Raw genomic sequence first — 13,296 nt, forward strand, 5'->3', positions numbered from 1 at the left:
CGGATTCTTCAAACCCAGGTCGCCCCCCTTTTTCCTCCCGAGGGACCGGTGCGGATCATGCTCTTCGGCGAGGCCCCGGGACCCCGGGGCGCCGACCAGAGCGGGATCCCCTTCTGGGGGGACCGTGCCGGCACCTGCGTGTACCGGGCCCTGGAGGCGGCAGGCCTGGCCCAGGTCCCTCCGGCGGCCTACCTGGACTGGGACGGCGCCCGCTTCCGGGAAGCCGGCCTGGCGCCGGTGCTCCGGGGGGCCGCCCTCTCCAACGCCTTTCCGGTCTGCCCCACCCGGGACTTCCGGACCTTCCGGGCCCCCACCGACAAGGAACTCCTTGCCCCCGGCAACCAGGAAAGGCTCCGGAAGGAATTGACGGAGGCCTCGGAGCGCTGCCCGGGCCGCCTCCGGGTGGTCGCCATGGGGCGCAGGGCCCAGTGGGTCTTCGCCCGCATCGAAGGGGCCCCGGACTTCCAGCTGGAGGTCCTGCCCCACCCGTCCTCCCAGGGCCTGCTCCAGGCGGCCCCCGGCAAGGGGAAGGGATTGAAATTGGATGACCTTAGACGCGAGTGGGAAACCCGGCTCGCGGCCCTGCTGGAGATCTGAAGCGATGCCCAAGGAATCCCACCCTCTCTGGCCCCGCGAACACGGCGCCTACGCCCAGCTGGGCGTGGCCCTCCTGTGCGGCGCCGCCCTGGGGCACGGCTCCCGCGGCATCTTCCAGGCCGTGCTGGCGGTGACCCTCTTCCTGGCCAGCGAACCCGTGCTGGTCCTCCTGGGCCGCAGGGGTGAAGCCGCCCGGGGGGCCTCCCAGGTGCGGGCGGCCCTCCGCCTGGTGATCCTGGGCTCGGTCCTCCTGCTGGCCATCTTCGGGGCCTGGATCGGCGCCCCGGCCGCCCACCTCCTGGGCCTCCTCCCGGCGGCCGCCCTGGGCGCGGTCCTCTTCTTCCTGTTCCTCATCCGGCAGGAGCGCACCGCCGCCGGCGAGCTGGTGGCGGCCTGGGCCTTCTCCGCCACGGCGGGCAGTGTGGTGCTCCTGGGCGGCGGGGGTCCCCGACGGGCGGTCCTCCTGGCCCTCCTCCTGGGCGGGATGTTCACCCTCGCCACCGCCGTGGTGCACTGCCACATCCTCGCCCTCAAGCGCGGCGGGGCCTGGCTCCCGCGCTTTTGCGCCTTCGCCCTGGGCGCGGCCCTGGCCACCTGGGCGGGCCTGGCGGCCCTGCGCGGAAGCCTGCCCCGCACCGCCGGGGCGGCGCTGGTGCCCATGGCCCTGGCGGCGCTCTGGGTGTGGGCCGCCCCGCCCGCTCCGCGCCGGCTCAAGCAGGTGGGCTGGGCCGCCACCGCCATGGCCCTCCTGGGCGGTGGGCTAGCCGTTTTCGGGCTCTGGTGACCGTTAAGTTTGGTTAATTTCCTCGCCGTTGAATCCCTCCGCACCGCGTGAGAGGCTAGGTCATGCCTTTCATCCGCTAGGAGTTTTTCGATGCCGAGAACCCGCTTCCATCTGCCTGTGGCCGCCCTGCTCATCCTGGGCGGCCTTCCCGGCCTGGCCCAGGCCAAGGCGAAGGCCCCCGCACCCAAGGCGGCCGCCAAGGCCGCCCTGCCCGCCCCGGTCCTGACCGCCTCCGTGGAAGGCATCACCGAATACCGCCTGGCCAACGGCCTCAAGGTCCTTCTGTTCCCCGACCCCTCCAAGCCCAACGTCACGGTGAACATCACCTACCTGGTGGGCAGCCGCAACGAGAGCTACGGCGAGACCGGCATGGCCCACCTGCTCGAGCACATGATCTTCAAGGGCACCGCGCGCCACCCCGACATCCCCAACGAGCTCACCCTCCACGGCACCCGCCCCAACGGGACCACCAACTACGACCGCACCAACTACTTCGAGTCGATGAAGGCCACCGACGAGAACCTGAAGTGGGCCCTGGACCTGGAAGCGGACCGCATGATCAACAGCTGGGTGGCCGTCAAGCCGGAGAAGGCCGCCGAGCTGCTCAGGACCGAGATGACCGTGGTCCGCAACGAATTCGAGATGGGCGAGAACCAGCCCTTCGCCGTCCTGCAGCAGCGGGTCGCCGAAACCGCCTACCTCTGGCACAACTACGGCAAGCCCACCATCGGGTGCCGCGCGGACATCGAGAACGTCAACATCTGGCACCTCTCGGACTTCTTCCGGAAGTACTACCAGCCCGACAACGCCGTGCTGCTGGTGGCCGGCAAGTTCGACCCGGCCCGGACCCTGGCCCTGGTCAACGACACCTTCGGCCCCATTCCCAGGCCGGCCCGGATCCTGGAGAGGACCTACACGGTCGAGCCGACCCAGGACGGCGAACGGAGCGTCACGGTCCGGCGCGTGGGCGACACCCTGGCCCTGATGGCCGCCTATCACATCCCTGCCGGGACGGACCCGGACATGGCGGCTCTTTCGGTGCTGAGCCAGGTGCTCAGCGACGCGCCTTCGGGCAGGCTCTACAAGGCCCTGGTGGAGCCCAAGAAGGCCGCCTTCGTCTTCTCCTTTCCCCAGCCCACCCGTGAGCCCGGGCTGATGTATGTCGGCGCCATGCTCCCGCCCGGCGGCAACCTCGACGAGGCCCGGGATGCCGTGCTCAAGATCACCGAGGAGGCCGGTGCGGCCACCTTCGCCCCCGAGGAGGTCGAGCGCGCCAAGACCAGCATCCTCAAGGAATTCGACCTCCACCTCAACCAGTCCGACCAGGTCGGCCTCGCGCTCAGCGGACCCATCGCCCTGGGCGACTGGCGCACCCTCTTCCTGGGCCGGGACCGGGTGAAGGCGGTGACGCCCGCCGACCTGCAGCGGGTCGCCAAGGCCTACCTCAAGCCCAGCAACCGCACCCTGGGCACCTTCATCCCCACCCCCAAGCCGGACCGGTCCGAGATCCCCGACCTGAAGGACGTGGCGGCCATGGTCAAGGACTACAAGGGCCAGGAGCTCAAGAGCCAGGGAGAGGCCTTCGACGCCACCCCCCTGGCCATCGAGGCACGCACGGTGCGCTTCGCCACCGCGGCCGGCCTCAAGGTCGCGATGGTGCCCAAGAAGACGCGCGGCGGCTCCGTCCACGCAACGCTCGCCCTTCACTTCGGCACCGAGGCTGCGCTCATGGGCCAGGACGCCCGCGCCTCCATGGCCGCGGCCATGCTGAGCCGCGGCACCGTCCGCACCGGACGCCAGGAATTCCAGGACCGGCTGGACCAGCTCAAGGCGAACGTGGACTTCAACGGCGGCGCCGAGGGGATCAGCGTCTCCATCGAGACGGTGAAGGAGAACCTCGCCGGCACGCTCAAGCTGGTGACGGAGGCCCTGCGGGAGCCCGCTTTCGCCGCCACGGAGTTCGAGATCCTCCGCCAGGAGAACCTCGCCGGCATGGAGGCCCAGAAGAGCGATCCCACGGCCCTGGGCTACACGCGGTTCCAGCAGCTGCTCGATATCTGGCCCAAGGGCCACCCCCGCCACACCGACAGCATCGAGGAGGCCATCGCCGACCTCAAGACCGTGAAGGTGGAGGACGCCAAGGCCTTCCACGCCGCCTTCTTCGGCGCCTCCCACGGCGAGCTGGCCATTGTGGGCGACGTGGACGCCGCGGCCATCCGGCCGGTGGTCGAAGGCCTGTTGGGCACCTGGAAGAGCCCGGCCCCCTATGCCCGCATCACCGCCACCCCCCGTCCCTCCACGGCCCGATCGGAAGTCATCGAGACCCCCGACAAGCCCAATGCCGTCTTCCTCGCCGGCCTGAACCTCGCCATCCGCGACACCGATCCCGACTACCCGGCCATGGTTCTGGGCAACTTCATGCTGGGCGGCGGCTTCCTCAACAGCCGCCTGGCCAACCGGATCCGGGTCAAGGACGGCCTCAGCTACGGCGTCGGCTCGCGCTTCCGGGCCGGCTCCATGGAGACTTTCGGTTCCTGGACCGCCAACGCGATCTGCGCCCCCCAGAACGCCGCCAAGGTCGAGAAGGCCTTCCGGGAGGAGCTTGAGCGGGCCCTGGCCACCGGCTTCACCGACAAGGAGATCGCCGAGGCCAAGTCCGGGTGGCTCCAGGGGCAGGAACAGAGCCGCGCCCAGGACCGGGAGCTGACCGGCCGCCTCGCCAGCAACGAGGAGGCCGGCAGGACCATGGCCTTCCAGGCAGCCCTGGACAGGAAGGTTGCCGAGCTCACCAACGACCAGATCCTCTCGGCCCTGAAGAAGTTCCTGGCGCCCGGCAGCATCAGCGTGGTCAAGGCCGGCGACTTCGCGAAGGCCGCCCCGGCCAGGTAGGGTGGACCCCCCAAGGAGGGCGGCCCCGGGTGGGGCCGCCCTTTTTTGTTGATAAATATGGGTTTTTATGGTTCCATGGTCAGGAAGCTCAGCGTTTCAACGGACGCCGGGCACTGGAGGAGCCCATGGCCCGATCGAAGGAAAACTGGACCGGCGCGGTCGAAGGTACCGCCCTTGCCGCGGAGCTGCACCGCAAGCTGGAGGTCAGCCACCGCCAGGCCAAGGGCCTCATCGACGCTGGCTGCGTCAAGGTCAACGGCCTGGAGGTCCGCACCTACGGCCAGCGCCTCACGGCCGGGGACGTCATCGACGTGGTCTTCGACCCGGACATGGTCTACAGCGCCCAGCCCAAACCCAGCAGGTCCGCCGACTGCCCGTTCACGATCCTCCTGGAGGACAAGCACCTCGTCTTCGTGGACAAGCCCGCCGGCCTCCTGACGGTGCCCGCAGAGAAGAACACCGACCCCTGCCTGGCCGAGGCCCTCACCGACCTGTACCGCCGCCGCGGCTTCAAGCGCTTCCAGCTCTTCATCGCCCACCGCCTGGACCGATTCACCTCCGGCGTGCTGGTCTTCGCCAAGACCCCCGAGGCCCTCAACGGCCTCAAGCGCATCTTCGACGAGCACCACCTCCACCGCATCTACAAGGCCATCCTCGTGGGCGAGCTGCCCGAGAACGCCGGGACCCTCTCGGACAAGCTGGTGGAACGGAAGTCCCTGCGCATGCAGGTGGTGCCCGAGAACTCCAAGGCCAAGCACGACGTCAAGGGCGCCAAGGTCGCCATCACCCACTACCGCGTGCTGGAGCGCCTCCCGGGGCACACCGTCGTGGAGGTCAAGCTGGAGACGGGCCGGCGCAACCAGATCCGCGTCCAGTTCGCCGACCGCGGGTTCCCGCTCCTGGGCGACCAGGTCTACGGCAGCCCCAGCCCCATCATCGACCGCCAGGCCCTCCACGCCGAGCTGCTGGGCTTCCGCCACCCCGTCACCGGCGAATCCGTCACCGCCTCGGCCCCGCTGCCCTCGGACATGGAGAAGGCGCTCAAGGCCCTGCGCACCGCGCGCCGGGTGGAGCGCGCCGACGCCGGCCTCAAGGGCGAGGCCGACATCTACAAGCCCAAGATCACCGCCGAGCGAAAGCTGGACCGGGTCCGGCGCGCCGAGCGCTACACCAAGGACGAGCCCCGGCGGGCCCCCTCCGGCCGCGAAGACGCCCCCCGGCCACGCCGCGCCGCGGGCCCCCGCGACGACGCCCCCAGGCCGCGCCGCGCTGCGGGCCCCGGTGACGACGCCCCCCGGCCGCGCCGGCCCGCCGATGCCCGGCCCGCGGGCGGCAGGCCCGTGGCGAAGCCCACGGGCGGCTTCCGCAAGCCCGGCCCCAAGAAGGGCTAGTCCGCGGTCTCCAGCCGTTCCTGCATCCCTTCCCGCAGCTTCTGCTGGAGGGCGATGAGGACCCGGTTGTCCTCGGGCCCCAGGAGTCCGTCGATCTCGCGGCACAGGGCCGTGTGCACCGGGGCGAGCTTGGCCTCCAGCGCACGGCCTTCCGGGGTGAGCTTCACGAGGCAGCCCCGGCGGTCGTTGGGGTCCTCCCGGCGGCACACCAGACCCGCCTTCACCATGCGGTCCACGAGCCGCGGCACGTCGGCGCTCCTGCTGATGATGCGGCGGCGCAGCTCCCGGATGAGGTAGCCGTCGTCGGGTCCCCCCTTGAGGATCCGCAGCACGTTGAACTGCTGATCCGTAATGCCGGCGGGCTTGAAGAGCCGCTCGTCGGAGAGCCGGGTGGCGTACTCCCGGCAAAGGAGGATGGACAGGAGCAGCTCCTGGCCGGGGTCCAGGGGCTTGTTGATGAGGAGCTCTTCGCGCAGCTGCATGGGGTGGCCGTTTCCTGTGCCCTTGGGCGTGCCTTCAGTGTAGATGGGGGCGCTGGCGTGTCCAGCCGCGGGATTTCGGGAACGGGCGGCCGGCAGGGGCGGGTGCGGAATGCGCCCGGGAGCGGCCGGAGGGGTCCCGCGGGCGAATTAGGCGTTTCAACACATACGCCCCGGAACGCCTTCCCGGGCGCGCCGGCGGACGGAGCCGGGCCGCGAGGCTTTGGTGCCGTGGTGCGGGGGATACAGGATAGACTGGGTGTCCTTAGTTACCTTCGCGGACGAGCCATGAACCATCCCCTGCCCCCTGAAACCAGCGATGTGCCCCTGGCGCCGGGCGAGCGTCTGCCCAAGACGCAGCGGGACAAGCTCAGCCCGGAGGCTGTCGCGAAGATCCAGGCCATCGCCTCCCAGTTCCCGGACCGGATGGCCGGGACCCTGCCGGCCCTGTACATCGCCCAGAAGGAGTTCGGCTTCCTGAGCCTGGGGGCCATGAAGGAAGTGGCGGCGGCGCTGGGGGTCACCGAAGGGCACGTCTTCGGGGTGGCCACGTTCTACACCATGTTCCGCAAGAAGCCCGTGGGACGGTACCACTTCGAGGTGTGCACCAACCTCTGCTGCGCCCTGAACGGGGCCGCGGAACTGCTGGCCAAGGTCATCGAGAAGACCGGCGCCAGGCCCGGCGAGGGCCCCTCCCCGGACGGGCTCTGGAGCGTGGATGAGGTGGAGTGCCTGGCCTCCTGCGGCAGCGGGCCCTGCATCCAGATCAACCACGGCGTCTTCGACGAGTTCGTGGACGAGGCGAAGCTGGAGGCCCTCATGGATGCCTGCCGGCGCGGCGAGACCGCAGCGTGGGGGGAGTGACCATGGCCGCCATCCGCACCAAGCCCGACCACCAGCTCTACACCTTCGAGGGCTTCGGCTCCTCGAAGTACCCCAACCTCATGCTCCGCGGCGCCGGGGACCTGCACAACTGGCACCTCAAGGTCTACACGGAGAAGTGGGAAGGCTACGAGGCCTGCCGCAAGGCCCTGAAGATGGAGCCCGCGGCCGTCACCGCCGAGGTGAAGGCCTCCGACCTGCGCGGTCGGGGCGGCGCCGGCTTCCGCACCGGGATGAAGTGGGGCTTCATGCCCAAGGACACCCCCGAGCGCAAGGTGACCCGCTACCTCGTTTGCAACGGCGACGAGGGCGAGCCCGGGACCTTCAAGGACCGCGCGATCCTGGAGTACAACCCCCACCAGCTCATCGAGGGCATGGTCATCGCCGGCTGGGCCATGCAGTGCCGCACCGGGTTCATCTACCTGCGGGGCGAGTTCTCCTGGCTCATCGACAAGCTCGAGGCCGCGCTCCAGGAGGCCCGCGACGCCGGGTTCCTGGGCAAGGACATCCTGGGCACCGGCTGGGACTTCGACATCCTCACCTACCGGGGCGCCGGCGCCTACATCTGCGGCGAGGAGACCGCCCTGCTCAACAGCCTCGAGGGCCGCCGCGGCGAGCCCCGGGTCAAGCCCCCCTTCCCGGCCTCCGTGGGGGCCTTCGGCCAGCCCACCACCGTGAACAACGTGGAGACCCTGGCCGCCGTGGCCCCCATCCTCCGCATGGGCGGGCACGCCTACGCGCAGCTGGGCACCCCCGGCAACACCGGCACCCGCATCTACGGCCTCAGCGGCCATGTGAAGCGCCCCGGCCTCTACGAGCTCCCCCTGGGCCTGCCCATGGACTTCATCCTCAACGACCTGGGCGGCGGCTCCAGCACCGGCCGCAAGCTCAAGGCCGTCATCCCCGGCGGCTCCAGCGCCCCGGTTTTCGACGCCAAGGACTTCGACTGCCCCATGGACTTCGACACGGTCAAGGCCCGCGGTTCCATGGCGGGTTCGGGCGGCATGATCGTCATGGACGAGAGCACCTGCATGGTCCAGGCCCTGCTCCGCCTCACCCACTTCTACGCCCACGAGAGCTGCGGCCAGTGCACCCCCTGCCGGGAAGGCTGCAACTGGATGGAGATGATCCTCCACCGCCTGGAGCACGGCCAGGGCCGCCCAGGCGACCTGGAGCTTCTCGCGAGCCTGCCGCCGCGGATCAACCTCAGGACGCTCTGCCCCCTGGGGGATGCCGCCTGCGGACCGGTGGAGTCGTTCCTGCAGAAGTTCAGGGGCGAGTTCGAGTACCACCTGGAGCACAAGACGTGCATGGTGGGCGCGAAGAGCATCCTGCCGGAGCTGGTGGCGGCGCACTGAGGGGCGTGGGGACCCGCAGGGCCCGAACGCTCATTAGGGAAGGATCAGCCTCCCGGCCAGATCAAAGCGGAAAGCCAGGGTTTCACCCGCGGGCCAGGAGGTGGGGGCGCGTTCGAGCACAGCCGGATCCGGGTCGCCGACCCTCCCCTCGAAGGGGTCAACCTCCTTCCATTCGATTTCGTCCAATCCCTGGCCATCGGGCGGCTGGGGGACGGAGCTCCTGGGCGCCTGTTCCAATCGGATGGAGGCCTCGATCGCCTTCCGGGTCCGCATGGCCACAAGCACCCGGTCGTTGGGCATGGGCTGGATCCCCAGGAGCACGGGGCTGTGCCGCTTCCGCCCCGACAGGCAGTCGTCGTCCAGCGGCAGGAGTTTGATCGTCCGGGAGGGCCACGGGTCATCGTCCTTGATCACCCAGATGATCCCGGCATTCCAGGAGACCACAAGGAAGGCCCCCTTCACCTGGATGGGGAACTCCAGGAACGGTAGCAGTCCTTGGTAACGGAGGGCCACCTGGGCAATCCACGCTCCGCCCGGTCCCACCGGATGGAAGGCCTGGAAGACCGGTACGTCGAGGGCGATGGGAATCAGGGCCTCCGCCTTGAAGACCCCGCCGTTCGTCTGCTTCCACCAGGAGCAGATGGAAGCGTCCTCCCCTTTCGAAAATCCGGGCATCACATCCATGACGAAAAATCGCGAGCCGGTATCGGTCTGATAGAGCTTCGAAGGCAGTCCGAAAAATTCGTCGCGTCCGAAGGTCCCGAAATCGATGGGGAAGTTTTCCCAGAGGCCCGGGAGCCTCTGCTGGGAGACCAGGATGGTCTTGTCCACGAGCCGGCAGGTGGTTGCGACACCGGCACGGTAGGTCAGGCCCAAGGCGCCCTCGGGCTCTTCAAGGGTTTCCTCCTTTCCTGATGTCTGATCGGCGATTTCGAGCGCACGGCCAAAATCAAGGGACAGAATGCGCTTCCCACCACTCCAGACGAGGCCCGGCAGGCCGCGGAAACCGGGGTAGTCAGGGGGATCCTGTGGCCAAAGGCAACAAAAAAAGGTAAGGTAGCAAATAATTGTCTTAATGGATTTTGTCGATTGCATGGAAAACCCTTGATAATAAAATTATTAATTGCTGACTGAGTAGCTATATCAAGACGGTTATAGTATTATTTATGTTTTAGGTGCCAGGTGACGCAAAGTCGGAGAGATATGTAAAAAACGGAGAGAGAACAATCTCTTAAGATGGGCAGCCAGCAACACATTTGTCATATTCATTTTTTATCAGTAGAGCCCACGTAAATAGCTCAATACCGGTGAGGAGGGCTCCTGCCTTGACCTTCTCCGCATATTTTTTATCACACACCTTTATGCAGTCCTGACGAGAACTCGAACCCCCACCCCTCGAATCCATTTCATCAAAAATGGGATGCTGAATTCCTGGATCCTGCGGAACCACTGCACCAGCCTGAAAATAGGCAGTTGACAAGAAAACCAAGGTGAGTATGGTATATTTCATAAATTACATCAAAATTAGTTTATTAAAATCAGACCGCTCAATTGCGAACTGAAACATCATGCTAAATCGCATCCGGCCGGGGTGCAAGGCCCCGGCCGGACTTTTTCCGTGCCCAGATGGCTCCAAGTCCCCTTCAGCTCAGGATCCCCGCGATGCAGGCCGACATGAAGTTCGCCAGGGTCCCCGCGATCATCGCCTTCAGCCCGAGCCGCGCGAGGTCGCCGCGCCGCTCCGGCACCAGCGCGCCGATGCCGCCCACCTGGATGGCGATGCTGCTGAAGTTCGCGAAGCCGCACAGGGCGAACGTCGAGATGAGGCGGGCCTTGGTGCTCAGCTCGGGAAGGTTGCCCAGCTGGATGAAGGCCACGAACTCGTTGATGACCATGCGCTGGCCCAGGAGGGAGCCCACGATGCCGGCCTCCTTCCAGGGGATGCCCATGAGCCACGCGAAGGGCCGGAAGATGACGCCGAGCACCAGCTCCAGGGACAGCGCCGGGAAGATGGCCTTCAGGATGCCGTTCATCAGGGCGATGAGCGCGATGAAGGCGATGAGCATGCCGGCCACGTTGATGGCCAGGTGCAGGCCCTCGGAGGCGCCGCGGGCGGCGGCGTCCAGGACGTTGGCGTCGTTGGAGGGGATGTTCACCTGCACTTCGCCGGCGGTGGCGGGGGTGCCGGTCTCGGGCTCCAGGATCTTGGCGATCATGATGGCGCCGGGGGCGGTCATGATGACGGCGGTGAGGAGGTGCACCACGTCAACGTGGGCCACCTGCACGTAGGCCACCATGATCGAACCCGACACGTGGGCCATGCCGGCGGTCATGACGACCATGAGCTCGGACCGGGTGAGGCCGGCCAGGTAGGGGCGGATGGTCAGCGGGGCCTCGGTCTGGCCCATGAGGATGCTGGCCGAGACCGACAGGCTCTCGGCGCCGCTCACCTTGAGGAAGCGGCTGATGGCGCGGGAGAAGGCCCCCACGACCCACTGCATGGCGCCCACGTGGTAGAGCACGGCGAAGATGCTGGCCACGAAGATGATGGTGGGCAGCACCACGAAGGCGAAGATCATGCCCATGCTGCCCACGGTGGCGCCCTGGGCGTTGGTGACGGCGGCGCCGGAGGGGGTGGCCAGGGGGCCGAAGACGAAGGTCGCGCCGGCCTTGGCGTAGGACATGAGGCCCTCCACCACCACCCGGGCCTTGTCGAAGACCGAGCCCACCAGGTTGCCGCGGACCAGGGCCACGGCCACCACGGTGCCCAGGGCCCACTTGAACCAGGCCACCTGGAGGATGCCGTAGCGCTTGAAGAGCATCGGCACGAACAGGAGCGCGAAGATCACCCAGCCGGCGTGGGGGGGGAAGGGGATGAAGCCCAGGGCGCTGGAAAGGAACTCGCCCTTGAGGACCACCAGGGCCAGGATCCACTGCAGGGCCATGCCCCAGCCGACGGTTTTCCAGTGGATGGCCTTGCGGTCCGAGGACCACGCGTAGGCCAGAGCCATGAAGCAGACAAGACCAAGAAGACCCGTAAATCGGACCATGATTCTCCCATATCACTCGTTTTTTGGTGTTTCAGAAGGGATTCACAGCTGCTGGTTGAGCTGTTCCAGGGCCTGCTGCATCTGGAAGCGGGCGCGGCCCAGGATGCCGTCCCGGCGCATCACCAGCACCAGGGAGCAGTGTTCCAGCCCGCCCATCATGAGGATCCAGTGCTGGTCGGTGCAGAAGGCCACCTGCTCGACCTCGCCCCGGTCGAACTCCTCCACGGCCTGCTGGAGATGGCGCTTGACGACGTTCCGGTAGGCGCCCAGGAGCTGCAGGGCGTCGTTGGGCACCTCGATGGTGCGCGAGCAGAGGGGATCCCCGTCCTTGTCGTTGAAGGTCGCCGCGATGGCTTCGGGCACCCGCTCGATCAGATTGTCCAGAATGGCCTGGAAGGACATGGGGGAACTCCCTTGGGGGAACGTGGTCACATGATGACCTGTCTGCGGGGGGAACGCCACCATGAACCATTCTACAGGAGCATGAGGAGCATCAGGAGGCAGGCCAGGATCATCAGGACCAGCCAGACTCCCACAAGGGCCACGTGCACCAGGGTGGCCGTCACGCCCTTCCAGGGCGGGCACCCGTGCCACGCGGCCAGGGCGTACCCCCGCAGGATCCAGAAATAGACGGCCACGGGCAGGAGGAGCAGGCCGAAGGCGAACCCCACCACGGGGAGGTCGCCCAGCAGGGCCGCGGCGGCCCCGAAGGCGCCCACCTTGAGGGCTTCGGCGTCGGCCACGAGGCTGGCCCGGAACCCGCGGCGCTCCCGCAGCCCCCCCAGGAGCCACAGGGCCACGTGGTCGAAGGTCGCGTCGTGGAGCCAGAGGCCCAGGACCGCAACGGGCGCCAGCAGCACCATCCAGGGCAGCAGCGCGTGGAGCCCCGGGGCCGCGGGAAGGTTCGCCAGGGCCGCGCGGAGTTCCGCCGGATCGACGGCTTCCGGGAGCTGCCGGAGGATGTGCGTCCACACCTCGCTGTCCGGGGAGACGAGCCGGGCGTAGAGGCCCGAGAAGCTCAGGTAGCCGAGGACCAGGCCCAGGAAGGCCAGGGGCGCGCGCAGGAGCAGGAGGTCCTTGACGGACCCCGCCAGGGTGGGGGCCTCCAGGGCCCGCGCCCGGAAGCCCTCCCGGGGGCGGAAGGCCCGTGTCCAGAGCTCGCGGAAGGATTCCATCAGCGCTTCGGGAAGAGGGCGTCGAAGTCGTGGACCGCCACGGGATCGCCTTCGCTCCGGAGGGGATCGCGGAACTCCTTCGGGTCCCGTTCGGCGAACTGGCCGAAGGTGGCGATATTGCCGTTGATGTAGGCGATGAACTCGTCCTGGCGGTGGCGGATGTAGCCCTGGAAGGGCCGGGCGACGATGCCCAGGACGGCCGAGTCCAGGGCGGTCCAGGTCTGGAGGTGGGTCTCGAACCCCTGGGGCGTGTCCCAGTAGCGGTAGGCCACGGCCATGCGCGCGCCCACGGCGAAGGGCGTCTTCAGCCGGCCCGCCTCGGCGCGGCCCTCCACCAGGTAGACCCGGAAACCGGGCTTGGCCAGCACGCACCGCAGGCGCCCGGTGAGGCCCCGGGCGTCGTCCAGGGTCCAGGACCCGTCGGGGAGGACGAAGCCGTGGAACCTGGGCACGAACTGGCAATAGCGCCACATGGCCAGGCTCATGCGGGGGTGGTCGAAGATCTTTTCCATGGTGGAAGTTCGAACGTGCACCGGCTGCGTACGGGTCTGGAAGGCGAAGTCGGCCTTCTTCACGATCTGGGCGGCTTCCTCCCGGTCCATGGGGGCCAGTTCCCCGAAGGGGATCTGGGCCCCGAGGAGGCAGGACATGGCCAGGAGCAGAAAATACGGAATGCGCATGTGGAAACGCT

General features: G+C 67.9%; 12 protein-coding genes. 6 read left to right on the plus strand and 6 right to left on the minus strand.

The features are described 5' to 3' along the window. The first annotated feature begins 57 nt into the window (after positions 1–57). From ACZ5MC_RS22065 to ACZ5MC_RS22080, 4 genes are all read left to right on the plus strand, one after another. Positions 58–597, plus strand: coding sequence for a uracil-DNA glycosylase family protein (locus ACZ5MC_RS22065; protein ID WP_306602301.1), 540 nt, complete (start codon positions 58–60; stop codon positions 595–597). 4 nt (positions 598–601) lie between these two features. Next, entirely contained in the window at positions 602–1,381 is a 780-nt protein-coding gene (locus ACZ5MC_RS22070; protein ID WP_306598066.1) for a YwiC-like family protein, read from the plus strand. Positions 1,382–1,471: 90 nt separating this feature from the next. Then, positions 1,472–4,270 (plus strand): M16 family metallopeptidase, encoded by a 2,799-nt coding sequence (locus ACZ5MC_RS22075; RefSeq protein ID WP_306598067.1) that lies wholly within the window; start codon positions 1,472–1,474, stop codon positions 4,268–4,270. A gap of 125 nt (positions 4,271–4,395) precedes the next feature. After that, complete coding sequence (locus ACZ5MC_RS22080) at positions 4,396–5,661, plus strand: RluA family pseudouridine synthase (protein WP_306598068.1); 1,266 nt, start codon at positions 4,396–4,398, stop codon at positions 5,659–5,661. On the opposite strand, the gene ACZ5MC_RS22085 is transcribed toward ACZ5MC_RS22080, so the two are convergent. After that, on the minus strand, positions 5,658–6,143 hold the full coding sequence (locus ACZ5MC_RS22085; protein ID WP_306598069.1) for a MarR family winged helix-turn-helix transcriptional regulator: 486 nt from the start codon (positions 6,141–6,143) through the stop codon (positions 5,658–5,660). The genes ACZ5MC_RS22080 and ACZ5MC_RS22085 overlap by 4 nt on opposite strands. 285 nt (positions 6,144–6,428) lie before the next feature. On the opposite strand from ACZ5MC_RS22085, the gene ACZ5MC_RS22090 reads away from it, so the two are divergent. Together ACZ5MC_RS22090 and nuoF are read left to right on the plus strand one after the other, a co-directional pair. Beyond that, entirely contained in the window at positions 6,429–7,004 is a 576-nt protein-coding gene (locus tag ACZ5MC_RS22090; protein ID WP_306598070.1) for an NADH-quinone oxidoreductase subunit NuoE family protein, read from the plus strand. A gap of 2 nt (positions 7,005–7,006) precedes the next feature. Beyond that, positions 7,007–8,380, plus strand: coding sequence for an NADH-quinone oxidoreductase subunit NuoF (gene nuoF / locus ACZ5MC_RS22095; protein WP_306598071.1), 1,374 nt, complete (start codon positions 7,007–7,009; stop codon positions 8,378–8,380). A gap of 33 nt (positions 8,381–8,413) precedes the next feature. On the opposite strand, the gene ACZ5MC_RS22100 is transcribed toward nuoF, so the two are convergent. The 5 genes from ACZ5MC_RS22100 to ACZ5MC_RS22120 all read right to left on the minus strand — a co-directional run bounded on the left by ACZ5MC_RS22100 (position 8,414) and on the right by ACZ5MC_RS22120 (position 13,285). Next, positions 8,414–9,475, minus strand: a complete 1,062-nt coding sequence (locus ACZ5MC_RS22100) for a hypothetical protein (protein ID WP_306598072.1) — start codon at positions 9,473–9,475, stop codon at positions 8,414–8,416. Between the two features lie 548 nt (positions 9,476–10,023). Further along, positions 10,024–11,430 carry a NupC/NupG family nucleoside CNT transporter gene (locus ACZ5MC_RS22105; RefSeq protein ID WP_306598073.1) on the minus strand — a complete coding sequence of 469 codons (1,407 nt, stop codon included), beginning with the start codon at positions 11,428–11,430 and terminating at the stop codon, positions 10,024–10,026. Positions 11,431–11,472: 42 nt separating this feature from the next. Beyond that, positions 11,473–11,832, minus strand: a complete 360-nt coding sequence (locus ACZ5MC_RS22110) for a roadblock/LC7 domain-containing protein (protein WP_306598074.1) — start codon at positions 11,830–11,832, stop codon at positions 11,473–11,475. Positions 11,833–11,903: 71 nt separating this feature from the next. Further along, positions 11,904–12,605 (minus strand): hypothetical protein, encoded by a 702-nt coding sequence (locus tag ACZ5MC_RS22115; protein ID WP_464516769.1) that lies wholly within the window; start codon positions 12,603–12,605, stop codon positions 11,904–11,906. After that, complete coding sequence (locus tag ACZ5MC_RS22120; protein ID WP_306598076.1) at positions 12,605–13,285, minus strand: hypothetical protein; 681 nt, start codon at positions 13,283–13,285, stop codon at positions 12,605–12,607. The genes ACZ5MC_RS22115 and ACZ5MC_RS22120 overlap by 1 nt, the downstream gene beginning before the upstream one ends. Positions 13,286–13,296: the final 11 nt, after the last annotated feature.

The organism is Mesoterricola sp. JemC181 (genome assembly GCF_055384585.1).